The 24799-nt window shown below is 70.9% G+C and carries 21 protein-coding genes; 14 read left to right on the top strand and 7 right to left on the bottom strand.

The window, feature by feature from the left end; all coding sequences use genetic code 11:
* Positions 1 to 197: 197 nt before the first annotated feature.
* The 8 genes from ACGFML_RS04835 (at position 198) to gatB (ending at position 11195) form a co-directional block, all read left to right on the top strand.
* A complete protein-coding gene (locus ACGFML_RS04835; protein WP_393539984.1) occupies positions 198 to 1598 on the top strand; it encodes an MFS transporter in 1401 nt (466 codons plus the stop codon).
* 168 nt (positions 1599 to 1766) lie between these two features.
* A complete protein-coding gene (locus ACGFML_RS04840) occupies positions 1767 to 2723 on the top strand; it encodes a methionine synthase (RefSeq protein ID WP_393540419.1) in 957 nt (318 codons plus the stop codon).
* Positions 2724 to 2754: 31 nt separating this feature from the next.
* A complete protein-coding gene (ligA, locus tag ACGFML_RS04845; protein ID WP_393539986.1) occupies positions 2755 to 4971 on the top strand; it encodes an NAD-dependent DNA ligase LigA in 2217 nt (738 codons plus the stop codon).
* Between the two features lie 156 nt (positions 4972 to 5127).
* Positions 5128 to 7236: a putative bifunctional diguanylate cyclase/phosphodiesterase gene (locus tag ACGFML_RS04850; protein WP_393539988.1), complete on the top strand. Its 2109-nt coding sequence runs from the start codon at positions 5128 to 5130 to the stop codon at positions 7234 to 7236.
* 385 nt (positions 7237 to 7621) lie between these two features.
* On the top strand, positions 7622 to 7918 hold the full coding sequence (gene gatC, locus ACGFML_RS04855) for an Asp-tRNA(Asn)/Glu-tRNA(Gln) amidotransferase subunit GatC (protein ID WP_033266824.1): 297 nt from the start codon (positions 7622 to 7624) through the stop codon (positions 7916 to 7918).
* A 5-nt stretch (positions 7919 to 7923) separates the two neighbouring features.
* Positions 7924 to 9417 carry an Asp-tRNA(Asn)/Glu-tRNA(Gln) amidotransferase subunit GatA gene (gene gatA / locus ACGFML_RS04860; RefSeq protein ID WP_393539990.1) on the top strand — a complete coding sequence of 498 codons (1494 nt, stop codon included), beginning with the start codon at positions 7924 to 7926 and terminating at the stop codon, positions 9415 to 9417.
* On the top strand, positions 9414 to 9656 hold the full coding sequence (locus ACGFML_RS04865; RefSeq protein WP_393539992.1) for a hypothetical protein: 243 nt from the start codon (positions 9414 to 9416) through the stop codon (positions 9654 to 9656). The genes gatA and ACGFML_RS04865 overlap by 4 nt, the downstream gene beginning before the upstream one ends.
* A gap of 30 nt (positions 9657 to 9686) precedes the next feature.
* Complete coding sequence (gene gatB / locus ACGFML_RS04870) at positions 9687 to 11195, top strand: Asp-tRNA(Asn)/Glu-tRNA(Gln) amidotransferase subunit GatB (protein ID WP_393539994.1); 1509 nt, start codon at positions 9687 to 9689, stop codon at positions 11193 to 11195.
* Positions 11196 to 11288: 93 nt separating this feature from the next.
* Here the strand turns inward: gatB and ACGFML_RS04875 are convergent, their stop codons facing one another.
* The 3 genes from ACGFML_RS04875 to ACGFML_RS04885 are packed head-to-tail and all read right to left on the bottom strand — an operon-like array spanning position 11289 to position 13192.
* Positions 11289 to 11546 (bottom strand): hypothetical protein, encoded by a 258-nt coding sequence (locus ACGFML_RS04875; protein WP_393539995.1) that lies wholly within the window; start codon positions 11544 to 11546, stop codon positions 11289 to 11291.
* A 47-nt stretch (positions 11547 to 11593) separates the two neighbouring features.
* Entirely contained in the window at positions 11594 to 12730 is a 1137-nt protein-coding gene (locus ACGFML_RS04880) for a hypothetical protein (protein ID WP_393539997.1), read from the bottom strand.
* Positions 12731 to 12784: 54 nt separating this feature from the next.
* Positions 12785 to 13192, bottom strand: a complete 408-nt coding sequence (locus tag ACGFML_RS04885; RefSeq protein WP_393539999.1) for a hypothetical protein — start codon at positions 13190 to 13192, stop codon at positions 12785 to 12787.
* A gap of 427 nt (positions 13193 to 13619) precedes the next feature.
* Between ACGFML_RS04885 and ACGFML_RS04890 the strand changes: the two genes are divergently transcribed.
* Positions 13620 to 13862, top strand: coding sequence for a hypothetical protein (locus ACGFML_RS04890; RefSeq protein ID WP_393540001.1), 243 nt, complete (start codon positions 13620 to 13622; stop codon positions 13860 to 13862).
* Between the two features lie 35 nt (positions 13863 to 13897).
* On the opposite strand, the gene ACGFML_RS04895 is transcribed toward ACGFML_RS04890, so the two are convergent.
* From ACGFML_RS04895 to ACGFML_RS04905, 3 genes are read right to left on the bottom strand one after another with little or no spacing between them, the layout of a single operon-like run.
* On the bottom strand, positions 13898 to 14902 hold the full coding sequence (locus ACGFML_RS04895) for an aldo/keto reductase (protein WP_393540422.1): 1005 nt from the start codon (positions 14900 to 14902) through the stop codon (positions 13898 to 13900).
* Positions 14903 to 14919: 17 nt separating this feature from the next.
* Positions 14920 to 15183, bottom strand: a complete 264-nt coding sequence (locus ACGFML_RS04900; protein ID WP_393540003.1) for a DUF397 domain-containing protein — start codon at positions 15181 to 15183, stop codon at positions 14920 to 14922.
* Entirely contained in the window at positions 15180 to 16004 is an 825-nt protein-coding gene (locus tag ACGFML_RS04905) for a Scr1 family TA system antitoxin-like transcriptional regulator (RefSeq protein WP_393540005.1), read from the bottom strand. Before ACGFML_RS04905 ends, ACGFML_RS04900 begins: the two co-directional genes overlap by 4 nt.
* Positions 16005 to 16116: 112 nt before the next feature.
* Here ACGFML_RS04905 and ACGFML_RS04910 point away from each other — a divergent pair, with 112 nt between their 5' ends.
* Positions 16117 to 16551 carry an ATP-binding protein gene (locus ACGFML_RS04910; RefSeq protein WP_393540007.1) on the top strand — a complete coding sequence of 145 codons (435 nt, stop codon included), beginning with the start codon at positions 16117 to 16119 and terminating at the stop codon, positions 16549 to 16551.
* A gap of 64 nt (positions 16552 to 16615) precedes the next feature.
* Here the strand turns inward: ACGFML_RS04910 and ACGFML_RS04915 are convergent, their stop codons facing one another.
* Positions 16616 to 17566, bottom strand: coding sequence for a DMT family transporter (locus ACGFML_RS04915; protein ID WP_393540010.1), 951 nt, complete (start codon positions 17564 to 17566; stop codon positions 16616 to 16618).
* Between the two features lie 720 nt (positions 17567 to 18286).
* On the opposite strand from ACGFML_RS04915, the gene ACGFML_RS04920 reads away from it, so the two are divergent.
* The 4 genes from ACGFML_RS04920 (at position 18287) to ACGFML_RS04935 (ending at position 24798) form a co-directional block, all read left to right on the top strand.
* A complete protein-coding gene (locus ACGFML_RS04920; RefSeq protein ID WP_393540012.1) occupies positions 18287 to 20536 on the top strand; it encodes an MMPL family transporter in 2250 nt (749 codons plus the stop codon).
* Positions 20537 to 20631: 95 nt separating this feature from the next.
* A complete protein-coding gene (locus ACGFML_RS04925; RefSeq protein ID WP_393540014.1) occupies positions 20632 to 21249 on the top strand; it encodes a hypothetical protein in 618 nt (205 codons plus the stop codon).
* A 136-nt stretch (positions 21250 to 21385) separates the two neighbouring features.
* Positions 21386 to 21640, top strand: a complete 255-nt coding sequence (locus tag ACGFML_RS04930; RefSeq protein ID WP_393540016.1) for a hypothetical protein — start codon at positions 21386 to 21388, stop codon at positions 21638 to 21640.
* 74 nt (positions 21641 to 21714) lie between these two features.
* Positions 21715 to 24798 carry an AAA family ATPase gene (locus ACGFML_RS04935; protein WP_393540423.1) on the top strand — a complete coding sequence of 1028 codons (3084 nt, stop codon included), beginning with the start codon at positions 21715 to 21717 and terminating at the stop codon, positions 24796 to 24798.
* The last annotated feature ends 1 nt before the right edge of the window (position 24799 follow it).

The following is a 24799-nucleotide window of genomic DNA, read 5'->3' on the forward strand; positions in this document are numbered from 1 at the left end:
GGCTGCCGCTCCGCTAACGTCCGGCTAACACGGGTGCGAGTGGGGGGGAAGGACGCCGAGGAGAACCCGAAGAACCGGGCCGTCCGCCGGGCCGGAGGGGGCCCTGGGGGCGTCTCCCCGGGGCCTTTCGTATGGGTTCAGTAAAGTTACAGCTGTCATCATTGTGTCCCGGGACGGATACAGCTTTAACTGAGCGCATGATCACTAAGACAACGGCGCCGCGCGCGAAGGCGAGCGTGGCGCGGCCCTCCGGCCGGCCCCGTGGTGGACTCCAACTCCTCGTCCTGGCCCTGGGGTTCGTGATGGCGAGCCTGGACACCGGCATCATGAACGTCGCCTCGAACGACCTGCGGTCCCGCCTCGGCCTGACCATGTCGGGGCTGACCTGGGTCGTCGACGGCTATGTCCTCGCCTTCGCGGCGCTGCTGCTGCTCGCCGGGTCCCTGGCCAAGCGCCACGGGGCCCGCCGGATCTACCTCATCGGGCTGGCGACATTCACCGCCGCCTCCCTGCTGGGCGCCGTCGCGCCGAACGGCGCCGTCCTGGTGGCGGCCCGCTTGGCCCAGGGGGCGGGCGCCGCGCTCTTCATGCCCAGTTCGCTGTCGCTGCTGATGAACGCCTTCCCCGAGCCGGCCCGCCGCGCAAAGATCCTCGGTATCTGGTCCGCGATCGTCTCGACGTCCGTCGGACTCGCGCCGTCCATCGGCGGCCTCCTCGTCGGCACCCTCGGCTGGCGCAGCATCTTCCTCGTCAACCTCCCCATCGGCCTGGTCGCGCTCGTCCTCACCCCGCGGATCGTCGCGGCGATACCGGCGCGCCGCTCCGTGCTGGGCGGCGGCGGCCATGTGCTGGGGCTGTTGGCGCTCGGATCGCTCAGCTACGGGCTCATCGAGGGACCGGACCGGGGCTGGTCCTCGCCCTGGGTGCTGGGGGCGTTCGCGGTGACCGTGGCGGCCGCGGCCGGATTCGCCGTGCGCGAGCGCGCGGTGCGGACCCCGATCCTGCCCGTCGAGCTCTTCGCGGACGGCCGCTTCGCCGCCGCCAACGCCATCGGCTTCCTCTTCAACTTCGCCTTCTACGGGGCGCTGTTCGTCCTCGGCCTCTTCCTCCAGATCGCACGCGGCGCCGGCCCTGTCACGGCGGGACTCCAGATGCTGCCGGCCGTGCTGGTCATCGCGTTCGGGAACATGCTCTACGCGCGCTTCGGGCTGCGCATCGGCAACCGGCCCGCCCTCACCGGCTCTCTCGCGGTCTCCGCCGCGGGGTACGGACTCCTCCTTCTGCTCCTGACGCCCGCCCTGCCGTACTGGGTGATCGCGGTCGTCCTCGCCGTCGCCAACCTCAGCAGCGGTGTCGCGGTCCCGGCCATGACCGGCGTCCTGATGGAGGCCGCGGGCCGCGAGCACGCCGACATCGCCAGCGCGACCCTGAACGCCAACCGACAGATCGGCTCACTGGTCGGCATCGCCGGGATGGGCGCGGCGCTGACCGGAGCGGGCGGCGGCTACCGGGGCGCGACCCTCGCCTTCGCGCTGGCGGCGGGCGCGCTGGCGGCCGCGGCGGTCATCGGGTGGGCCGGCCTGCGCCGGAGGGGCTGACGCCCGCGAGACAGCCGACGGGGGCGCTGCGGCGGGCGCGGGCGGCGGGGCTCGGCCGGCGGGGCGTGGGCGGGCCCGCGCCCACCGGGCCTTGCCGCATACCCTCTCCGGGTGAGCACGAACAGCACGCACAAGTGGGCCGCCGGCGCGGCGACCGGCGTCGGATCGATGCCGGGCGGTGATGCGCGGGAAGCGGCGAAGACCGTCACCGGGTCGCTGGAGTCCTTTCCGCACCTGCCCGAGCTGCCGGCCCGGGGACCGGGCGCCGACATGATCGGCCGGACCATCGGGATGCTCGTCGAGGTCTATGCCCATGTGGAGCCCAGCGGTTGGCGGATCAGCGACCGGCCGGGGCGGGACACCCGCCGCGCCCGCTCCTGGCTCGGCGAGGACCTCGACGCCCTGGAGGAGTTCACCCAGGGGTACCAGGGTCCGCTGAAGGTCTCGGCGGTCGGCCCCTGGACGCTGGCCACCTCCCTGGAAATGCGCGGCGGCGAGGCGGCCCTGAGCGACGCGGGAGCCTGCCGGGACCTGGTGGCGTCCCTCGCGGAGGGGCTGCGCGGGCATCTTGCGGAGGTACGGCGGCGGGTGCCCGGCGCCGAGATCGTCCTCCAGCTGGACGAGCCGTCGCTGACGGCGGTGCTCCAGGGCCAGGTGCGGAGCGCCAGCGGCTACCGCACCCACCGGGCCGTGGACCGGGCGGTGGTCGAGGGCGCGTTGCGCGATCTCGTCCAGGTCGCCCAGGGCGCACCCGTCGTCGTCCATTCGTGCGCGCCCGGGGTGCCGTTCGGACTGCTGCGGCGGGCCGGGGCCACGGGCGTCTCGTTCGATTTCTCGCTGCTCACCGAGCGTGAGGAAGAGGCGATCGGGGAGGCCGTCGAGGGCGGTACGGCACTGTTCGCGGGCGTGGTGCCCGGCGTGGACGGCCCATTGTCAGACCCTGCCGGTAGCGTCATGGGTGTCAGGACGTTGTGGCGCAGGCTGGGGCTGGCACCAGGGACTCTTGCCGAGTCGGTGGTCGTCACCCCGTCGTGCGGACTGGCGGGCGCATCCCCCGCCTACGCCCGCTCGGCCCTCGCGCACTGCGTCCGGGCGGCGAGATCGCTCGCAGACAACCCTGAGTGATGTCACTCAAGGACCACGGGAGGACAAGACGGTGGCTGGCGAACAGCACGCAGCGGTATCCGATGTGCCCGCAGCGGCGCGGGAGAAGCATGCGCAGCTCGCTGAGCAGATCGAGGAGCACCGCTTCCGGTACTACGTGAAGGACGCCCCGGTCGTCAGCGACGCGGAGTTCGACACGCTGCTGCGCTCCCTGGAGGCCCTGGAGGCGGAGCACCCGCAGTTGCGCACCCCGGACTCGCCGACACAGAAGGTGGCCGGGGCGTACGCCACGGAGTTCACCGCGGTCGAGCACCGCGAGCGGATGCTCTCCCTGGACAACGCCTTCGACGACGACGAGCTGGCGGCCTGGGCCGAGCGGCTGGCGGGCGAGCTGGGCGGCGACCCCAAGAGCGCCGGCTACCACTTCCTGTGCGAGCTGAAGGTGGACGGCCTCGCGGTCAACCTCACCTACGAGCACGGCCGGCTGACCCGCGCCGCGACCCGCGGCGACGGCCGTACCGGCGAGGACATCACCCCCAATGTCCGCACCATCGCCGAGATCCCGCACCGCCTCACGGGCGAGCGGATCCCCGAGCTCGTCGAGGTGCGCGGCGAGGTCTACTTCCCGATGGAGAAGTTCCTCGAGCTCAACGAGCGCCTGGTGGCCGAGGGGAAGCCGCCGTTCGCCAACCCCCGCAACGCCGCGGCCGGTTCGCTGCGCCAGAAGGACCCCAGGGTCACCGCCGGCCGCCCCCTGCACATGGTCGTGCACGGCACCGGCGCCCGCAGCGGCTTCGCCATCGACCGCCAGTCGCAGAGCTACGACCTGCTCAAGGAGTGGGGCCTGCCGACGGCCGCACACAACACCGTCGTCGACTCCCTCGCGGCGGTACGCGAGTTCATCGCCCACTACGGCGACCCCGTCGTCCGCCGCACGGCCGTCGAGCACGAGATCGACGGCGTGGTCGTCAAGCTGGACGAGATCCCGCTCCAGGGGCGGCTGGGCTCCACCTCGCGGGCGCCGCGCTGGGCGATCGCCTGGAAGTACCCGCCGGAGGAGGTCAACACCAAGCTGGTCGACATCCGCGTGGGCGTCGGCCGCACGGGGCGGGTCACGCCGTACGCCGTGGTCGAGCCGGTCACCGTCGCCGGGTCCGAGGTGGAGTTCGCCACCCTGCACAACCAGGACGTGGTCAAGGCCAAGGGCGTCTTCATCGGGGACACCGTCGTGCTGCGCAAGGCGGGCGACGTCATCCCGGAGATCCTGGGCCCGGTCGTCGACCTGCGTGACGGCAGTGAGCGGGAGTTCGTGATGCCCGCCGACTGCCCCGAGTGCGGCACGCCGCTGCAGCCCGCCAAGGAAGGCGATATCGACCTGCGGTGCCCCAACGCCCGCGCCTGCCCCGCCCAGATCCGCGAGCGGCTGTTCTATCTGGCCGGCCGCAAGTGCCTGGACATCGAGAACTTCGGCTATGTCGCGGCCACCGCGCTCAGCCAGCCGCTGGAGCCCGCGGAGCCGCCCCTGAAGGACGAGGGCGGCCTCTTCGACCTCTCCATCGAGCAGCTGCTGCCCATCAAGTCCTACGTCCTCGACCCCGACACCGGGCTGCCCAAGCGGGACCCGAAGACCGGCGAGGAGAAGGTCGTCACCTTCTTCGCCAACCAGAAGGGCGAGCCGAAGAAGAACGCCCTGGCCATGCTGGAGAACATCCAGGCCGCCAAGCGTCGCCCGCTGGCCCGGATCCTGACCGGCCTGTCGATCCGGCACGTCGGGCCGGTGGCGGCCGAGGCGCTGGCGCGCGAGTTCCGCTCCATCGACCGGATCCGCGACGCCGGCGAGGAGGAACTGGCCGCCGTCGAGGGCGTCGGCGCGACGATCGCCGCGTCCCTCAAGCGGTGGTTCGCCGAGGAGTGGCACCAGCAGATCATCGAGAGCTGGCGGGCCGCCGGCGTCCGGATGGAGGAGGAGCACAAGGGCGAGGAGGGCCCGCGTCCGCTGGAGGGCGTCACCGTCGTGGTCACGGGCACCCTTCAGTCACACACCAGAGATGGCGCGAAAGAGGCCCTCCAAAGCCTCGGAGCGAAGGTGACCGGTTCCGTTTCGAAGAAGACCGGTTTCGTGGTCGTGGGCGATAACCCAGGTTCGAAGTACGACAAAGCCATGCAGCTGAAGGTGCCTGTACTGGACGACGAAGGCTTCGCGGTGCTGCTGGCAGAGGGTCCCGAGGCGGCACGAGCGGTAGCGGTCACTCCGCCTGAGGAGGAGTGAGAATTCACCCCACTGGCGCATAGCAGATCGGCCAGCTGTGCCAGGTCGCATTCGGGCAACCGCTGCCGATCGCTGCCCGGAGTGGCCCCGGGCGGCCTACTGTTGAGGGGTGCGCCTGCCGTGGCGCGGGCACCGCCGGCTGTGAGAGGGATCGGAATGAAACCGACCGACAGCGCCGCTCCGGCGTCGCGGCTCCAGCGGCTCGTCGTGCCCGGGCTGCCCGCGACCATCCTCGTCGTGGCGGGCCTCGCGCTCGCCACGGGCGTCATACGCACCCTCAGCGACGATGACGGGCTCTTCCCGGGAGGGCCCGTCGGCTGGTCGCTGGCGATCCTCACCGGCATCATCGTCGGCCACCTGGTCGCGCTCGGCCGGGACCGCTGGTGGGGCGGCACCGGCTCCGGCGCCGCCCTCGCCCTGGCCGTCCTGCTCCTGTACGGCTGGGTGCCCGCCACCCTCGTCAGCCTCGCGGTCGTCGTCCTGGTGGGCGCCGCCCGCCGACACCGCTGGCGGCAGGCCGTCCTGCACGGCGCCGTGGACATCCTCGGCATCGGGGCCGCCGCACTCGGCCTCGCCGTCTTCGGCATCGACGCCACCGTCCGACATCCCTGGGCCCCCCAGGAATGGGACCTCTCCGTCCTCCCCGAAGTCCTCACCGCGGCCGGCGTCTATCTGCTCGTCAGCCGCGCCCTGCTCTGGTTCATGCTGGCGCCGCGCAACGGCGGACTGCCCACCATCGCCCGGACGGCCGTGGTGCGGCAGGTTCTCGTCGGCACCGCACTGCTCGGCATCTCCCCGCTGATCGCCATCTGCGCCGTCCACGCACCACTGCTGCTGCCGCTGTTCGCCGTACCCCTCATCGCGCTGGACTCCACCCTGTGGATAGCCCGCGCCCGCGCCGAGGAACAGCTGCGGGACCCGCTCACCGGACTGCCCAACCGGCAGTGGCTGCTGGAGCGCACCTGGACGGCACTGGACGAGGCGGAGCGGGCCGGCGCCCGCTCCGCCCTCGTCCTCATCGACCTGGACCGCTTCCGGTCCGTCAACGACACCCTCGGCCACCTCGCCGGCGACCGCCTGCTGCTGCAGATCGCCGACCGGCTGCGGCACGCCCTGCCGCGCGGCGCCGAGGCGGCCCGGCTCGGCGGCGACGAATTCGCCGTCCTGCTGCCCACCACGGATTCGCTCACCAGCTCCCAGCGGGTGGCCCGCCACCTCGTCGCCGCCCTGGGATCCCCCCTCGACCTCGACGGTCTGACCCTCGTACTGGAAGCCAGCGCGGGGGTCGCCGTCTTCCCCGACCACGCGCTGGACGCCGAAGGGCTGCTGCGCCGCGCCGACGTGGCGATGTACCAGGCCAAGCGGGACCGCAGCGGCGTCGAGCTCTACGAGGCCAAGCGGGACGGCAACACCCCCGACCGGCTCGGCCTGCTGGGCGACCTGCGTCGCGCCCTGGACGCCGGCGACGTCGAGCTGCACTACCAGCCCAAGGTCGGCTTCGACGGGCATGTCGCCGGGCTGGAGGCGCTGGTCCGCTGGGTGCACCCGGACCGCGGCAGAGTCCCACCGGACGAGTTCATCGCCATCGCGGAGACCTCCGGCCTGATGCCGCGGCTGACGGAGTACGTCCTGGAGACGGCTCTCGCCCAGGTGGCGCGCTGGCGCGCGATGGGCCTGGATGTGCCGGTCGCGGTGAACGTCTCCCCGCGCGATGTGCACTCCCCGGGCTTCGCCGGAGCCGTCGCCGCCCGGCTGGCCCGACATCGGGTTCCACCGGGCTCCCTCCAACTGGAGATCACCGAACACGTCCTCCTGGAGGACCCGCAGCGTGCCGCCGACACCCTCGCCGGGCTCACCGCCCACGGCGTGAAGATGTCCCTCGACGACTTCGGCACCGGCTACTCCTCCCTCGTCCATCTGCGTCGCCTCCCGGTCAGCGAGCTCAAGATCGACCGGTCCTTCGTGGCCCGGTTGGCCGTCGACAACGAGGACGCCGAGATCGTCCGCTGCACTCTCGACCTCGCCCACTCGCTCGGCCTCCTGGTCGTCGCCGAGGGCGTCGAGGACGACGAGACCTGGGAGCGGCTGCGGGACCTCGGCTGCGACGCCGTACAGGGCTGGTTGGTGGCCGCCGCGATGCCACCGGACGAGACCACGGCCTGGCTACGCGCCCGCGGAGAGCACGGCTGGCACCGCGAGTCGGAGACGACCGCCCTGGCGGCGGAGAAGGCAGCCAAAAGCCCTTCGGGACAGGTCTTGAACTGACCCGGCCACCGGCCGTCCCGTGTCCCCGCTCCGAAGAAACCTCGCAGGACCAGCCGCAGGACCCGCCACCGCAGGACCAGAACCCGCCCGAGCAGAACCCGCCCGAGCAGAATCCGCCCCCGCCGGACCGGCCCGGCGCGTCCGGACCGGACAACGCGTCCGACCCGTCGGGGGCCGGTGAGCCCGAGGCCCGCTAGCGGGCCGTGCGCCCGCCGGCGATCTCCGAGAGGCCCCGCTCCCGGAGTCCCCGGCGGAAACGGCTGCGCGATTCCGATCCCATGGGCAATAGGATTGGGCCGGAAAGTTCACCGGAGCATTCACCGAGAAGACTCCACCCGGACATTCCGCCCAGAAGACTCCGCCCAGAACACCAGAGGATCGCTGCATGCCTGGCATCACGCGCGAGGAGGTCGCCCACCTCGCCCGGCTGGCACGTCTGGAGCTGAAGGCCGAAGAGCTCGACCACTTCGCCACGCAGCTCGACGACATCATCGGCGCGGTCGCCCGCGTCTCCGAGGTCGCCGACCAAGACGTACCGCCGACCTCCCACCCGCTGCCCCTGACCAACGTCATGCGGCCGGACGAGGTCCGTCCCTCGCTGACCCCCGAGCAGGCGCTCTCCGGCGCCCCGGCCCAGGAGCAGCAGCGTTTCAAGGTGCCGCAGATCCTGGGGGAGGAGTGACCGACATGGCTGACCTGATCAAGCTCACCGCCGCCGAGATCGCGGCGAAGATCGCCGCCGGCGAGCTCACCGCCGTCGAGGTGACCGAGGCGCACCTGGCCCGCATCGAGGCCGTCGACGAGAAGGTGAACGCCTTCCTCCACATCGACCGCGAGGGCGCGCTGGCCCAGGCCCGCGCCGTGGACGAGAAGAAGGCCCGCGGCGAGAAGCTCGGCCCGCTGGCCGGTGTCCCGCTCGCGCTCAAGGACATCTTCACGACGGAGGGCATTCCCACCACCGTCGGCTCCAAGATCCTCGAAGGCTGGCTGCCGCCCTACGACGCGACGCTCACCAAGAAGCTCAAGGCCGCCGACGTCGTGATCCTCGGCAAGACCAACATGGACGAGTTCGCCATGGGGTCCTCCACCGAGAACAGCGCCTACGGGCCGACCGGCAACCCCTGGGACCTGACCAAGATCCCCGGCGGCTCCGGCGGCGGCTCCTCCGCCGCCCTCGCCTCCTTCCAGGCCCCGCTCGCCATCGGCACGGACACCGGCGGCTCCATCCGCCAGCCCGCCGCCGTCACCGGCACGGTCGGCGTCAAGCCCACCTACGGCGGCGTCTCGCGCTACGGCATGGTGGCCTTCTCGTCCTCCCTCGACCAGGGCGGCCCCTGCGCCCGTACGGTCCTGGACGCGGCGCTGCTGCACGAGGCCATCGCCGGCCACGACCCGCTGGACTCCACCTCCATCGACGCGCCGGTCCCGCCGGTCGTCGAGGCGGCCCGCAACGGCAGCGTCGAGGGCATGCGCGTCGGCGTCGTCAAGCAGTTCCGCGGCGAGGGCTACCAGGCCGGCGTCATCCAGCGCTTCGACGAATCGGTCGCGCTGATGAAGGAGCTGGGCGCCGAGATCGTCGAGCTGGACTGCCCGTCCTTCGACCTGGCGCTGTCCGCGTACTACCTGATCGCGCCGTCCGAGTGCTCCTCCAACCTGGCCCGCTTCGACGCCATGCGCTACGGCCTGCGGGTCGGCGACGACGGCACCAAGTCCGCCGAGGACGTCACGGCCCTGACCCGCGAGGCCGGCTTCGGCGACGAGGTCAAGCGCCGGATCATCCTCGGCACGTACGCGCTCAGCTCCGGCTACTACGACGCGTACTACGGCAGCGCCCAGAAGGTCCGCACCCTCATCACGCGCGACTTCGAGAAGGCCTTCGAGCAGGTCGACGTGATCATCTCGCCGACCACGCCCACCACCGCCTTCCCGATCGGTGAGCGCAGCGACGACCCGATGGCGATGTACCTCGCCGACGTGTGCACGATCCCCACCAACCTGGCAGGCAACGCAGCCATGTCGCTGCCCTGTGGACTGGCCCCCGAGGACGGGCTGCCGGTGGGTCTGCAGATCATCGCTCCTGCCATGGCCGACGACCGGCTCTACAAGGTCGGTGCCGCGGTCGAGGCCGCGTTCACCGCCAAGTGGGGTCATCCGCTGCTCGAGGAGGCACCTGCACTGTGAGTGGAAAGCTTGCCAAGGCCAAGGGCTTCAAGAAGTCGAAGCCCGGTACGTACCTGTCCATCGGCACCACGCTGTTCGGCGCGGTGAGCGTCGTCAAGCAGGCGAAGAAGGCCCGGACGGAGCAGGACACGCTCCAGCTGGTCGACGCCGTCGTCTCCGCCGCCGCCATCGTCACCGGTGTCGCCCTGCTCATCCGCGAACTGCGTCGTCTGGGCGACGACGACGTCCTCGCGGGCTGAGGGCGCCGGACCTGAGAGGTTAGTTTCACCGTGACTGTCACCGACCTGGTGTCGTACGAGGACGCGCTGGCCACCTACGACCCCGTCATGGGGCTCGAGGTGCACGTCGAACTCGGCACCAAGACCAAGATGTTCTGCGGGTGTTCCACCACCCTGGGCGCCGATGCCAACTCGCAGACCTGCCCCACCTGCCTGGGCCTGCCCGGCTCGCTGCCGGTCGTCAACGCGACCGGCATCGAGTCCGCCATCAAGATCGGCCTGGCCCTGAACTGCTCCATCGCCGACTGGTGCCGCTTCGCCCGGAAGAACTACTTCTATCCGGACATGCCGAAGAACTTCCAGACCTCCCAGTACGACGAGCCGATCGCCTTCGACGGTTACCTCGACGTACAGCTGGAGGACGGGGAGATCTTCCGGGTGCAGATCGAGCGCGCCCACATGGAGGAGGACACCGGCAAGTCCACGCACGTCGGGGGCGCGACGGGCCGTATCCACGGCGCCTCGCACTCCCTGCTGGACTACAACCGCGCCGGCATCCCGCTCATCGAGATCGTCACCAAGCCCATCGAGGGCGCGGGCGAGCGGGCCCCCGAGGTCGCCAAGGCGTACGTCGCCGAACTGCGCGAGCTCATCAAGGCGCTGGGCGTCTCCGAGGCCCGGATGGAGCAGGGCCAGATGCGCTGCGACGTGAACCTCTCGCTGCGCCCGAACGGCACCGAGAAGTTCGGCACCCGCAGCGAGACCAAGAACGTCAACTCGCTGCGCTCCGTGGAGCGTGCGGCCCGTTTCGAGATCCAGCGGCACGCCGCCGTGCTCTCCTCGGGCGGCACCATCGTCCAGGAGACCCGGCACTTCCATGAGGAGGACGGCTCCACGACGGCCGGCCGCATCAAGGACAACGCCGAGGACTACCGCTACTTCCCCGAGCCGGACCTGGTGCCGGTGGCCCCCGCGCGCGAGTGGGTCGAGGAACTGCGGGCCGGCCTGCCCGAGCTGCCGCGGTTGCGCCGCAACCGGCTGCGCGAGGAGTGGGGCGTCTCCGAGCACGACATGCAGTCGATCCTCAACGCGGGCGCGGTCGACCTGATCACCGCCACCGTCGACGCCGGCGCGGACTCCGCCTCGGCCCGCAAGTGGTGGATGGGCGAGCTGGCCCGCCGCGCCAACGAGGACGGCGTGGACCTGGCCGCCCTGCCGATCACCCCCGCCCAGGTCGCCCGGGTCACCGCCCTGGTGGCCGACGGCTCCCTCAACGACAAGCTGGCCCGCCAGACCATCGAGGGCGTGCTGGCCGGCGAGGGCGACCCGGACACCGTGGTCGAGAAGCGCGGCCTGAAGGTCGTCTCCGACGAGGGTGCCCTCGGTACCGCCGTCGACGAGGCCATCGCCGCCAACGCCGGCATCGCCGACAAGATCCGCGGTGGCAAGGTGGCCGCGGCCGGCGCCCTGGTCGGCGCGGTCATGAAGGCGACGCGCGGACAGGCCGACGCGGCCCGGGTGCGCGAGCTCATCCTGGAGAGGCTGGGCGTCGAGGGCTGAGAGGCTCCTTGCGGTGAGCGGCCGCCTTTCCCGGGAGTTGCGTTCCGGGAAAGGCGGCCGCTTTTGCCGTAAGGCGGCGTGGATGCCTGGTCCTCAACGAAGCAGGGTGAGAGAACCGACAGCAATCAAATATGCCGCACCCGATGAGTACGCCATCCATGCCTTGTCCTTGCGCCATCCCAGGATCGCGAGGACGGTGCAACCCACAGTGACCGGAGCGATGATCGCGAGGCGATCCGCTCCGGGAGTGCCCTTGATGAGTCCGACAACCACCGCGATAAGAATGATTGCCGTCATGGCGCTGAGTAGCTGAACAAGCTTCCGCAGGGTGCGTTCACGGTAGAAATCCATCTGTTTCGCCAGCTCCTCCTTCCGATGAGAGTCGGCCGCAGGACGGATCACACGGCCTGGTTGTCATAGCCTGCTCCGGGGCGCGGAAAGTTTTTGACTTCATCGAAGAGGGAGGCCGAGAGGCCGAATACTGCGCCCACCAGGGCGTTGCACCCGCCGGCGACCTTCTCGAGAACAGCGAGCATTTCCGTGTAACTCCTGAGGGCGGCGAACACTCGCTGCATGGAGAGGGCTTCCAGGGCCGGCGCCGCAGGGGATTCGGCGACCGATGCGAGTGCCGCGACAGCCGCAATGTTGAAGAAAACCGCCTGGACCGCTTGATCACAAAGCCCCACGATAAAGCCCTTCACGGCTTCAGCAAACGCATAGACCATACGTGCGATCTGGACGTACTGATCCTTCAGGGAATTGAAGGACTCCGCCGCCTTTCTGAGCTTCTGGGCGAGCTCATGAAAATACCTCCATGCAACCTCGGCGGAAACTCCGTACCATGATTCGTCGAGAGTGCGATTGCCGTCCTCGATGTTTTCCGCAATGCTTACGCAGAAGCTCCCCAGATTCTCCCAGGCTGCGGATGCCTTCATGTATCCTTCCCAGTCCCCACCGAACCACTGGGTTGGCTTCTCGAACGCATCGACGACGCCGGCGAACTTGAGGCATTCTGTCACGAAGGCGGTCGGACTTCCGAAGTCCATGATGGTTCCGCCGATTTTGGCCACAGGGTTGAGCATGAACTCCCCGCCCCACTCCTGAAAATAGTTCTCATCGACATCTGTCGGCTTCAGATGGTCGGTGGGTGAGGTGCTGTCACTGAAGTCGCTCGGATCGACCGTTCCTATATCCGTCTCGCTCTCGTCCCACTCGCGGGGGCCGCTGGGGCCGCGATAGGTCTGATCGAGCTTGGCGGCTTGCTTGTGGTCGGTTTCGCGATAGTACCTGGCGGATGACTTTAACTCTTTCTCCGAGGCGTCCAGGACCTCAGTGAATCCCTTGAGTGCAGCCTTTGCGTGGGATACGGCCTGGTCGTGACTTCCGTAGAGAACGTCCCACACGGGGCCGAAAGCCTGGAAGCCGAGTTCTGTATTGTCTCCGAGGTAGGACATAGCCTTACGCATGTCGTCGGCGGCGCGACCGACCAGCTTGCCGAATCCTGCGATGTTCTCGGGCTCGACTTTAAAATTCACAACATCCCCCGTGTGTCTTGCGATGCGCTTCGGTAGTGCCCTTGGTGCAGATTATTAAAGGGTCCACGAGCCGCCGCTGTGGCGGGCGGTCGAACCTTTTCGTGTGTCGCCTCGGAGTGCCGCTGCGGCCTCTTCGTCGATTTCTCTCTGTTGCTCTGCGAGGTGCTTTTCCCCCGCGGCGGCCATCGCTTCACGTTCTCGCTCGGACAGGCCGTCCCATCGTTCGCGCGTCGATTGTGCCTGTTCAATCATTGAGTCTGTGTACGCAGAGATGTTCAGAGCCTCGCGAAATCCGACACGCCCGGTGAGCACCTCTTGTGCCATCTCCTTGAGCGTGTCGCCGGCACCGCCACCGGCGACCAATTCCAAGGCCTTCCGCGTGGCGCGTGCCTCGGCCGGACTTCCGGACACGTCCTCGAACTCGGAGTCGTCGACATACTTCTCTGATCGTTCATTCTGCATTGTGGAGTCCCCCGATGGTGGCGTGCCATGTGCATGCAACTTACTCGGCATTCTGCCCGTTGTTCGCTTGGCGGTCCAGCGTGCAGGTTTGATTCCCGGCTATATGGCGGAATTTTGATCGGGCATCGATTTTCGGCCGTGGAATACTGGAGGTCCCGTCCTCTGCCGGGGGAGGAGCCGCGATCGATTCGCCGGGCAGTGAACCGCAGGTATCGAAGAAAGCACGCAGCAGAAGGCTCCCGCCGCAGGGATCGGATGGATCGGACTTCGCGGGCACGGCCGGGCGGGGTGGTTCTCGGCCGGTGCGGCGCGGGATGCGGCGGCGGAGATCGAGGGACAGGGCTACGAGGCAGCGTGGTTCGTAGGCACACCGCCGGCGAGGCGTTCAGCTACTCCGAGCTGCTGGCGGTGGCCCGGTGCCTTCCTATTGCCGAACTACACCGGCAACCTGCGCCGCCTCGGCTTCGACGACGACGACTTCGTGGACGGCGGCAGCGACCGGCTGGTGGACGCGATCGTGGCGTGGGGCGACGTGGACGCCATCCGGCGGCGCGTGCAGGAGCACCACGATGCGGGCGCCGACCATGTGTCCGTCCAGCCGCTGGCCGCGAACCGCGGCCTGGGGATCGATCAACTGCGGGAGCTGGCGCCGGCGTTGCTGACGGGCTGACCGCCATCAGGGGGCAGCTACTGGGCCCGCCGGCGTCAGTGACCCAGCCGGGCCAGGGCGGCGAGGGGATAGCGTTCCCCGGCCACGGCACCGTCGGGCACGGCCGCGCGGAGCCGCGCCGCCTGCTCCGGGCCCAGCGCGACGTCGGCCGCCGCCGCGTTCTCCTCCAGGTAGCCACGTCGCTTGGTTCCGGGGATCGGCACGATGTCCTCACCCTGGGCCAGGAGCCAGGCCAGGACGGCCTGCGCCGGGGTGCGGTCGAGGGACCCCGCGAGGGTGCGAAGGGCCTGGACGAGGCGCAGATTGCGGTCGATGTTCTCCGCGGAGAACCGCGGCCACCGGCGGCGGGCGTCCTCGGCGGTGAGATCGTCGCGAGCGGCGAGCGCGCCCGTCAGCATGCCGCGCCCGAGCGGTGAGTAGGCGACGACGCCGATGCCGAGCTCCCGGCAGGTCGCCAGCATCTCGCCCTCCACGACGTCCCGGGTGAAGAGGGAGTACTCCAGCTGGACGGCGCTGATGGGGTGGACGGCGTGCGCCCGGCGCAACGTCTGCGGGCCCACTTCGCTGAGGCCGAGATGGCGCACGGCGCCGGCGGCGACGAGCTCGGCCATCGCGCCGACCGTCTCCTCGATGGGGACGGCCGGATCACGGCGGTGGAGGTAGTAGAGGTCGATGCGGTCCGTGTCGAGGCGGCGCAGTGAGGCGCGGCAGGCTTCGCGCACCCAGGCGGCGGAGGAGTCGACGTCGTTCACCCGCCCGGTGGCGGCGTCGTGCCGCAGCCCGAACTTGGTCGCGACGACCAGCCCGTCCCGCTGTGCGGCCGTCCGGCTGCGCAGCCACCGGCCGAGGAACTCCTCGTTGGCGCCGCGCCCGTAGGCGTCCGCGGTGTCGAGGAGGTTCACGCCGAGCTCGGCCGCGCGGTCGAGGGTCCGTACGGACTCCGCGTCGTCCGGGACGCCGTACGAGGTCGACATCCCCATGCAGCCGAGGCCGAGCGCGGAGACGCTCGGCCCGTGGGTGCCGAGTCGGCGGTGCCGCATCGTCGCCCCGGCGCCGGTCAGTTGGCGACGTCGGCGACGAAGGCGGCCCATGCGGTGGCACTCAGGGTGAGCGACGGCCCGTCGGGGTTCTTGGAGTCGCGGATGTGGACGGCGTGGGGGCAGGTGGCGATCTCCAGGCAGTCGCCGCCCTGGCTGCCGCTGTAGCTGGACTTGCGCCAGTCGTAGGCAACTTCGACGCAGTTGCCGCCTGCGCTGCCGCTGTAGCTCGACGTGAACCAGTGAAGGCCGCGGGAGAAGGGCTGGGCTGCTTTGCTGGTCATGACTCTCCTAGCAAGTCGTCCAGCAGGCCCTTCGTCTCCTCAGGGGTAAGAGCCTGCGGCCGCAGCATCCCATATACCTGGTGATACACGCTGACCTGATCTGGATCGTCCACCAGGAAGCTGATCCGTTGCGCTTCGATGTAGGCGAGGTGATCGTGGCCGGGTGTCTCCAGCAGGACCAGCGGACCGTCCAGGGCGGCATGGGAATGTCGGGCCGTCGGCATGATCTGAAGCCCGAGGAAAGGGAGTTCGGCGCATGACCGGAGGCGTCGGAGCTGTGCACGCAGGATTCCCGGACTGCCGATCGGTCGGTGGAGCACGACCTCTTCCAGGACGAAGTTGAGCATGGGCCGCGGTTCCTTGCGCGCCAGCAGCTTCTGTCGGCTGATCCGCGCGGAGACCCACTCCTCGGCCTGGTCCTCGTCCAGTGGCGGATAGAGGGAGTCGAAGGTTGCTCGTGCGTACTGCTCGGTCTGCAGCAGACCAGGCACCACCTGATTTTCGTACGACAGCAGCGTCAGCGCCTCCTCCTCGTGCTCCACCAGGCCCTGAACGAACGCGGGCAGCTTCTCCCGCTCGGGCACCTTCGCCACCGCGACCGCCAACGCCCCTTTGGTGTCGAGAAGTTCGTCCAACGTCTCGGCCAGGTCGATCTTCAGTGGTCTGCGGCCCTGCTCGATGGAGCCGATGGTGTCCTCATGGAGGCCCACCCGCTCGGCCAGGCCGGGCTGGGTGATGCGGGCGGCCTTCCGGAAGTGACTCAGTTGGGCGCCGATCACATGCCAGGACGTGATCCTCTTCGGTTTGTTCGCCGGGTGCATGCCGGTTGCCTTCCCCCCGTCGTGACGGCCTGATGCGGCGGGAAGTCGTACATCGCATCTGTACGACCTCACACTGTGGCTCAGTGTAGTGACGCACTGTGACAGTGCTGTCATGCAAATGGAGATTCAGGCCGTGTGCATCCGTGCCGCGTTCTACCGGCGCGAGCGCCGATCCGTGCCGTTGGCCAGGGAGTTCGCCCGTAACGCGCTCGCCGACTGGGGTATTCGGAGGCGTGCGGACGACGTTCTGCTGTGTGTGAGCGAACTGGCCACCAACGCCCTGCTGCACGGCGTTCCGCCGGGGCGCGGTTACCGGCTGTGGCTGGCGATGGGTGCGGAGGACGGGCTGCTGCGCGTCGAGGTGCACGACAGTGGGGGAGGGGAGCCGCGGGCTCTGGCGCCGTACGACGGTGAAGAGGGCGAGTCCGGGCGCGGGTTGCTGCTGGTGGCCGCGCTCGCCGATGCGTGGGGCGTCGGCGAGCGCGTACCGGGGAAGGTCGTGTGGTGCGAGTTCCGCGGTGACCGCGAGGGTTACGGCGGGCCGTGAACGTGCGGGCCGACCGCGTTCGACCAGGCGTTGCCGCTCGCCGCGTCCCAGTCGGCCGACCAGGTCATGGCGCCTTCGCCACGGGGGCCGGCGGCGCCGTGGCCCGCCGGCCCCACGTCGTGCCGATGAGTACGAGGACCGCCCCGGCCGCGCCGAGCGGTCCGGGCCGGTCCCCGCCGGCGGCGACACCGATCACGGCGGCCCAGAGCGGCTCCGTACCCAGCAGCAGGCTCACGCGGGACGGCGAGGTCCGGCGGACCGCCCACATCTGAACGAAGAACGCGAAGAGCGTGCACATCAGCGCCAGGTAGAGGAGCGCCGTCCACTGCTGAGGGGAGTAGGCGGCCGCGACGTCCACAGGTGAGACGCCGGCGAACGGCGACGCGAGCGCGAACACGGCGATGGCGCCGGCGAATTGGACGACGGTCAGCGCTCCGGAGTCGGTCGAACGGACCGACCTGATGCGGCTCATGGCCATGACGTGCACCGTGCGCGCGACGGCCGCGAGCAGCATCAGCAGGTCGCCGGACGACGGGGCGGTGAACCCCGACCCCTGGGTCAGCAGGGCCACGCCGGTCACCGACAGTGCCGCCGCGCCGACGAACGCCCCGGTGGGGCGGGTGCGGGTCGCCACGGCCTCGGTGAGCGGGGTGAAGATCATGGTCAGGCTGATGATGAGGCCCGCGTTGGTCGCCGAGGTGTGCACCACCCCGTAGGTCTCCAGCACCAGCACGGCCGACAGGAGCATGCCAAGGAAGGCGCCGGCGCCGACCTCCCGGCGGTTCAGCCGGGTGATCCCGCGGCCCGCGACCGCCGCCATCACCGGTGTGGCCACCAGGAACCGCAGCAGGAGCAGGGCGATGACGGTGGTACCGGTGGCCAGTTCCTTGGCGGCCAGATAGCTGGAACCCCAGACAACCGCCACCAGGACGACGGGTATGTCGATCAGCCAGAGGGGGCGGCTTCCGAGGGGGCGGTTGCCGGGGCGTGCGGTGCGCGGAGGGGCGGTGGTCATGGTGGTGGGGGGTCCTTGTCCGACGAGTGAAGCCGTTCGGTGGAAGCCGTTCGGTCGAGGCCGTTCGGTCGAGGCCGATCGAGGGAGACCGATCGAGGGAGACCGATCGAGGGAGACCGATCGATGGGGTCGATCGAGGGAGGCTGTTCGATGTGTGGCGGCCGGATCCCGGCGGGCGGGGACCGATCGGCGACGCTGCCGGCGGCCACCAGGACGTCCCGGTGCACGGGGGCTACCGGATCCGCCGGGGGCAGTGGGGTGACGAGCCTACTGATCATGAACGAGGCGGCCGGACGGCGGGGCGGTTGTGTCGGTGGTTGTGTCGGTGATTGCGTCGGTGGTCATGGCGGTGGTCATGTCGGTGGTCAACCGCGGGGGCACCGCTCTCACGGTCACCCTCGAGCCGCCGACCCGCACCGGTAGGGGGCACGTGGAGAACGGCGAGGAGTCCGTTACCAGGCGATGATCCCGTTATGCTGCGGTAGTTTCGTTTAGTCGAATTGCCATGCAATTCACCGGAGATAATGGGCCTGTTGCCGCGTCGGCCCCTTTGTGGGGAAGTCCACAAAGGGGCCTATGGATCTTTTCGGGCTGGCACGCTGCTCGGCGAGGCGGGCCCGCCGGAGAACCGTGTGGCCCCCGTCCCCGTACATCCGCGCTCGGCACCACCCGTCCCCGGGAGTTATCGACGCCCAACCCGGGAAGCAGACGACGAGGTCCGTGACCGCTCTGGCTCGGTGGTGCCTCAGGCGCCGCATCGTGGTGATCGTCCTCTGGCTCGCCGCCTTCGCGGGTGTCGCGACTGCCGCGGGCGTGCTGGGCTCCGCCTACTCGACCGACTACGACGTGCCCGGAACCGAGTCCGGCCGCGCCGCCGCCCTGATGGCGAAGGCGTTCCCCGGGCAGTCCGGGGACACCGACACCATCGTCTGGCACACGGACACGGGGCCGGTACGGGCCGCCCCGGTCCGCAAGCGGATGCACCACACACTGCGGGAGGTCGCCGCACTGCCGGGAGTCTCCGAGGTGCACGGCCCCTACGGCCGCTCCGGCGACGGCTCCCGGCAGCGCCGGATCAGCCCGGACGGGCGCACCGCATACGCCTCCCTCGTCTTCGACCGGCCGACCGACCAACTGGCGGCGGCCCAGGTCGAGAAGGTCGTCGACACCGCGCGGGCCGCCGCCGGCGACGGCCTCCAGGTGGAGCTGGGCGGCGCCGGGATCGCGCTCACCGAGGCGCCGCGCGCCCAGCTCCCCGAAATCGTCGGGCTGTGCGTGGCGGCCGTGGTGCTCTTCCTCGCCTTCGGCTCGCTCGCCGCGACGCTGCTGCCGATCATCACCGCGCTGGCCGCCGTCGGCACCGCCTCGGCCGGCATCGCCCTGCTCGGCCACGCCATGACCGTGGCCGACTTCGCGCCCATGCTGGGCATGCTCATCGGCCTCGGCGTCGGCATCGACTACGCGCTGTTCATCGTCACCCGGCACCGCAAGGGACTGCGCGCGGGGCTGTCCGTCCAGGAGGCCGCCGAACGGGCCGTGTCGGTGTCCGGGCGCGCCGTCGTCTTCGCGGGCGCCACCGTCTGCATCGCGCTGCTCGGCATGCTGATCCTGCGGCTGAGCTTCCTCAACGGCGTGGCCCTCGCCGCCTCCCTCACCGTCGTGCTGACCGTCGCCGCCTCCGTCACCCTGCTGCCCGCGCTGCTCTCCCTGATCGGGATGCGGGCGCTCGGGCGGCGCGAGCGCCGGCGGCTGGCCGAGCGCGGCCCGTGGCCCGAGCAACCGACCGGTATCGCCGCCCGCTGGTCCGCCTTCGTCGAGCGGCACCCCAAACTGCTGGGGGTGACCGCGGCCGCCGTCATGGCCGCCCTCGCGCTGCCCACCTTCGGTCTCCACCTCGGCACCTCCGACCAGGGCAACAACCCGGCCGCCTCGACGACCCGCAAGGCGTACGACCTGCTGGCGGGCGGCGCCCACGGGGACGGCTTCGGGCCCGGCTTCAACGGCCCGCTGACCCTGGTCGCCGGCCTGGACGGCCCCCGGGACCGGCTGGCCTTCGACGCACTGCCGCACCGCCTGCGGGACACACCCGGTGTCGCCCAGGTGGGCGCCCCGGAATTCGACGGCGGTCGCACCACCGGCGTGATCACGGTCGTACCGACCGGCTCCCCCCAGTCCCGGCAGACCTCGGACCTGGTGCAACGGCTGCGCGACGACGTCCTGCCGCGGGCCGCGGACGGGACGACGATGCGGGTCCACGTCGGCGGGATCACCGCCGGTTACGACGACTTCGCCGCCGTCATCATCGGCAAACTGCCGCTCTTCGTCGGCGTCGTCATCGCGCTCGGCTCGCTCCTGCTGCTGCTCGCCTTCCGGAGCATCGGCATCCCCCTCAAGGCCGCCCTGATGAACGTCGCGGCCGTCGCCTCGTCGTTCGGCATCGTCGTCGCGGTCTTCCAGTGGGGGTGGGGCAGCGAACTGCTCGGACTGGGCAGCCCCGGCCCGATCGAGCCGTTCCTACCGGTGATCATGGTCTCCGTGCTCTTCGGGCTGTCCATGGACTACCAGGTGTTCCTGGTGTCGCGGATGTACGAGGAGTGGCGGCTGACGCACGACAACCGCCGGGCGGTCCGGGTCGGCCTCGCCGAGACCGGCCGGGTGATCAACTCGGCGGCGGTCATCATGATCGCGGTGTTCGCGGCGTTCGTCCTCAGCGGCGACCGGATCATCGCGATGTTCGGGATCGGACTGGCCACGGCCGTCGCCCTGGACGCCTTCGTGCTCCGTACGCTGCTGGTCCCCGCCCTGATGCACCTGCTCGGCGGCGCCAACTGGTGGCTGCCCGCCCGGCTGGACCGCCGACTGCCCCGGATCAGCATCGAACCCCCGCCGATCGGACCCTCGACGGAAGACAACGATCCGGTTGCGCTCCCCGGACCCGGCGAGGGGGACCATTCGCTGGTCAGGGCGTAGGAGGCGGAGCACGTCAAGGGCGTGTCACGGTGTGCCGCCCGCCCGGTGGCCCCGCTCTCATCGGACTCTCATACGCGGCACCTACGGTCGCGCCCATGGGAACGACGACTACGGACAAGCGCACCGACGACGAGACCGCCCCGGAGGCGGACGCGGCCCGGAAGACCGAGACCGAAACCGTCAGCGACGAGAACACCGCACCGCAGGACACGGACCCGGCCGAGACCGACGGCACGACCGCTGAGCGGGACGAGGACTCGGCCGCCGACGGCAGCGAGGACACCGGGGAAGCCGGACGACCCGCCGGCATCGCCGCCGGTGCCGGAGCCGTGGTGGCCGCGGGGCTCGGCCTCGCCTCCGTCACCGGCACCTGGCTCGGCACGACGCTGGCCGAGCGGGCGAATCTGCTGGGCCAGATCAAGCTCCAGTCGGGCAAGGCCCAGGCCGCCGAGCAGATCTCCGCCGTCTACGGTGCCTCCTGGCACACCAACGCCCTGGTCAACGGCGTCATCGCACTGCTGGCCGCGATCACCGCCGCGGTGGTGCTGACCCGCCACAACGCCACCTGGGTGCGGGCCGTCGCCTGGGGCGGGCTGGCGCTCGGTGTGCTGGGCATCCTGATCTCCGCGGGCATGTACCTCGACCTGTTCGCGAGCATGCCCACCGTCCCTAAGGCCCCCGCCGGAGCGGGAGCCGGCCCCTCGGCTCCGTAAGGCCACCCACCCGGCTCCTCTCAGCACGTACGCGTACCGCGGGCGGTACCTAAGGAACTCCTGAGGCCGCAGCGCGGGGTTTCTGAGCACCGGCCGGCCCGGAGATCGGGAACTCTCCCGATGTGGCGGACCCCCCTTGGCGACGAGGCTTGAGCACATCGACAAGCCGTCGAGACACCACCTCATCGCCGCCAGGGGAGAGACCATGTACCGCTCCGAGCTGGAGATCCGCGTCCGTTACGAAGAGCTGCGCCGCGAGGCCGACCGGCAGCGTCTGATCCGGCAGGCGGTCGAGGGACATGCCGCGGCCGGTTCCGGTCAGCACGAACCCGAAGGGCGGGTGAGTGCCAAGCGGGGCCGGTGGGCGCGGGTACGCCGCGCCCACGCCTGACACTCCGGCACCGCGCGCACCGGGCCGGGCGATCCGGAATGAAACACAGTGCCGGACCGCCCGGCCCCTGTGCGATGCTCAGCAGCGTGGAGACCAGGTCCGTCAGTCCCGTGTTCGTCGGCCGTACGGCCGAACTCGCCGCGCTCCGCGAGGCCCTCGCCCGACTCGCGGCGTCCGGTGCCCCCCAGGCGGTGCTCATCGGTGGCGAGGCGGGCGTCGGCAAGACCCGCCTGATCGAGGAGTTCACCGACTCCGCCCGCGCCCAGGGCGCCCTCGTCGCCCTGGGCGGCTGCATCGAGATCGGCTCCGAGGGCCTGCCGTACGCACCGTTCTCCGCGATCCTGCACACCCTCAACGCGCATCTGCCCGACGAACTGGCCGCCGCCGTCGCCGGCCAGGAGGGGGAACTCGCCCGCATCCTGCCCGAACTGGGCGAGACCGCGGGCGAGACGCACGACGAGGAGATCGGCCGGGCCCGCCTCTTCGAGCTCACCGCCCGCCTCCTGGAGCGCCTCGCCGCACAGCGCAGCCTGGTCATCGTCATCGAGGACCTGCACTGGGCCGACCGCTCCACCCGCGAACTCCTGGCCTACCTCCTGCGGGCGCTGCACGACGCCGACGTCCTCCTGGTGGCCACCTACCGCTCCGACGACATCCACCGCCGCCACCCGCTGCGCCCCTTCCTCGCCGAGATCGACCGGATGCGGACGGTCCGCCGGGTCGAGCTGGCCCGCTTCAACCGCGCCGAGGTCCGCTCCCAGCTCGCCGGAATCCACGGCACCGAGCCCGAAGAAGCCACCGTCGACCACGTCTTCAAGCGCTCCGAGGGCAACGCCTTCTTCGTCGAGGAGCTCGCCCGCAGCCTCGTCGACGGCTGTCTGCACGGCCTCAGCGATCCGCTGCGCGACCTGCTGCTGGTGCGCGTCGAGGCGCTGCCCGAGGACGCCCAGCGAGTCGTGCGCATCGCCTCCGAGGGCGGCTCCACGGTCGAACACGAACTCCTCGCCGCCGTCAGCGAGATGTCCGAGGACGGCCTCATCGAGGCGCTGCGGGCCGCCGTCGGCAGCAACACCCTCGTCCCCACCCAGGACGGCACGGGCTACCGCTTCCGGCACGCCCTGGTCCGCGAGGCCGTCGTCGACGATCTGCTCCCCGGCGAGCGGACCCGCCTCAACCGCCGCTACGCCCAGGCCCTGGAGGCCAACCCCTCCCTGGTGCGCGCCGACGCCTGCGCCGCCCGCCTGGCCAGCTACTGGTACAAGGCCCACGACGCCGCCAAGGCGCTGCCCGCCGTCCTCGCCGCCTCCGTCCAGGCCCGCCGCCGTCACGCGTACGCCGAACAGCTGCGGCTCCTGGACCGCGCCCTGGAACTGTGGGACGACGCGCCCATGGAGGTCCGCCAGGGAGTGCGCCCGGTCGACTACGCCGAGGCGTACCCCGCCTGCGGCTGCGACGACGACGCACTGCGCTTCCTCGACCTGCTCGCCGAGATCGCGGTGGCCGCCCGGCTGTCCGGCGACGGCGAGCGCGCCTTCACCATCACCAAGCGGGCCCTGCGCTCGCTGCGCGACCAGAACGACCCCCTGCGCGAGGCGTGGTTCCTGGTGCAGCGCTCCCGGCTGTGCCAGGGCACCGGCCGCGGCGACGGCTGGGCGGACCTGGGCAAGGCGCAGGACCTGATGCGCGGCCTGCCGCCGTCCTCCGTGCACGCCGCCGTCATGGCCGGGGTGGCCAGCTGGGCGGTGCTGCACGAACCGGGCCCGGGCACCTTCGCCACCGCCGAACGGGCGGTGGAACTGGCCATGCTCGTCGGCGACGAGGAGGCCGAGCTCAATTCCCGGCTGACGCTGGCGGGGCTGCGGATCGACGGCGGCGAGATCGACGACGGCCTCGCCGACTTCCGCCAGGCCCTCGAAGTGGCCGTGGAGCGCGGCTACTTCGCCGTCATCGGCCGCGGACACATCAACCTCCCCTCCGCCCTGGAAGGCGTCGGCCGCTCCCGAGAGGCCGTCGAGGTCACCGACCGGGGCGTCGAACTGACCACCCGCTACGGCCTGAAGGACACCACCAGCTGGGTGGCCGGCAACCGCGCCGAATCGTTGCAGTCGCTGGGCCGCTGGGAGGAGGCCGCAGGGGCCGCCGCCGAGGCCCGCCGGCTGTCCCAGAGCCCCCGCTCCACGGCCCTGGCCGTCAGCCGGCTCACCCACCTCGCCCTGGACCGGGGCGAACTCGCCGACGCCGAGCGCGAACTGACCGTCGCCCGGGAGAACTACGGCACCCACGACCCCCAGCCCCAGCACGCCATCCCCATGGCGCGGCACGCCCTGCGCATCGCCACCGCCCAGGGCCGGCTCCTCGACGCCCGGGGCATCCTCCAGCAGACCCTGGACGCCGGCTTCCCGCCCGGCACCCAGCGCTACGCCTGGCCGCTGCTCTGGTCCGCCTCGGTCGCCGAGTCGGACGCCCGCGGACTGCCCGCCGCCGAGCCCGGCCGGCCCGCGGTGCTCGCCCGCATCCGGGACGCCGCCAAGAAGCTGCCCCGCCTCACCCCGGTCTGGGACGCCTTCGGTCTCGCGGTCGAGGCCGAACTGCGCCGCGCCGAGGGCCGCGAGGCGCCGGACGCCTGGGCCGCGACGGTCGGCGCCTTCGAGCCCCTGGAGCGCCCGCACGAGCTGGCCTGGGCGTGCTACCGCTGGGCCGAATCGCTGCTGCACGGCGCCGAACGGGCCACCGCCGGGCTGGCGGGCCGCACCCCGCGCGAGGCCGCCGTGCTCCTCCTCGCCCAGGCCCACACCGCGGCCGCCGCGATGGGTGCCCGGCCCCTGTCCGGCGAGGTGGAACTCCTCGCCCAGCGCGCCCGCATCCCCCTGCCCGGCCCGACCGAGGCCGCCGCCCCGGCCCCGAGCGCGGCGCCCTCCGCACCGGCAGGCGCCGCCCCCGCCGACTCCCTCGGCCTGACCCCGCGCGAACGCGACGTCCTGCGCCTGGTCGCCGACGGCCGCAGCAACCGCCAGATAGCCGACACGCTGTTCATCTCACCAAAGACCGCCAGCGTCCATGTCTCCAACATCCTCGCCAAACTCGGCGTCTCCGGCCGCGGCGAGGCGGGAGCGGTGGCCCACCGGCTGCGGCTCTTCGGGGAACCGACGACCCGCTGAC

The organism is Streptomyces sp. NPDC048650, from assembly GCF_043199095.1.
Classification (GTDB): domain Bacteria; phylum Actinomycetota; class Actinomycetes; order Streptomycetales; family Streptomycetaceae; genus Streptomyces.

What these genes read in the sequence shown, in the direction of transcription:
- ACGFML_RS04835 (WP_393539984.1), top strand. Translation starts at nt 198, where the DNA reads ATGATCACTAAGACAACGGCGCCGCGCGCGAAGGCGAGCGTGGCGCGG.
- ACGFML_RS04840 (WP_393540419.1), top strand. Translation starts at nt 1,767, where the DNA reads ATGCCGGGCGGTGATGCGCGGGAAGCGGCGAAGACCGTCACCGGGTCG.
- ACGFML_RS04850 (WP_393539988.1), top strand. Translation starts at nt 5,128, where the DNA reads ATGAAACCGACCGACAGCGCCGCTCCGGCGTCGCGGCTCCAGCGGCTC.
- gatC (WP_033266824.1), top strand. Translation starts at nt 7,622, where the DNA reads ATGCCTGGCATCACGCGCGAGGAGGTCGCCCACCTCGCCCGGCTGGCA.
- gatA (WP_393539990.1), top strand. Translation starts at nt 7,924, where the DNA reads ATGGCTGACCTGATCAAGCTCACCGCCGCCGAGATCGCGGCGAAGATC.
- ACGFML_RS04875 (WP_393539995.1), bottom strand. Translation starts at nt 11,546, where the DNA reads ATGGATTTCTACCGTGAACGCACCCTGCGGAAGCTTGTTCAGCTACTC.
- ACGFML_RS04885 (WP_393539999.1), bottom strand. Translation starts at nt 13,192, where the DNA reads ATGCAGAATGAACGATCAGAGAAGTATGTCGACGACTCCGAGTTCGAG.
- ACGFML_RS04895 (WP_393540422.1), bottom strand. Translation starts at nt 14,902, where the DNA reads ATGCGGCACCGCCGACTCGGCACCCACGGGCCGAGCGTCTCCGCGCTC.
- ACGFML_RS04900 (WP_393540003.1), bottom strand. Translation starts at nt 15,183, where the DNA reads ATGACCAGCAAAGCAGCCCAGCCCTTCTCCCGCGGCCTTCACTGGTTC.
- ACGFML_RS04905 (WP_393540005.1), bottom strand. Translation starts at nt 16,004, where the DNA reads ATGCACCCGGCGAACAAACCGAAGAGGATCACGTCCTGGCATGTGATC.
- ACGFML_RS04910 (WP_393540007.1), top strand. Translation starts at nt 16,117, where the DNA reads ATGCAAATGGAGATTCAGGCCGTGTGCATCCGTGCCGCGTTCTACCGG.
- ACGFML_RS04915 (WP_393540010.1), bottom strand. Translation starts at nt 17,566, where the DNA reads ATGACCACCGCCCCTCCGCGCACCGCACGCCCCGGCAACCGCCCCCTC.
- ACGFML_RS04925 (WP_393540014.1), top strand. Translation starts at nt 20,632, where the DNA reads ATGGGAACGACGACTACGGACAAGCGCACCGACGACGAGACCGCCCCG.
- ACGFML_RS04935 (WP_393540423.1), top strand. Translation starts at nt 21,715, where the DNA reads ATGCTCAGCAGCGTGGAGACCAGGTCCGTCAGTCCCGTGTTCGTCGGC.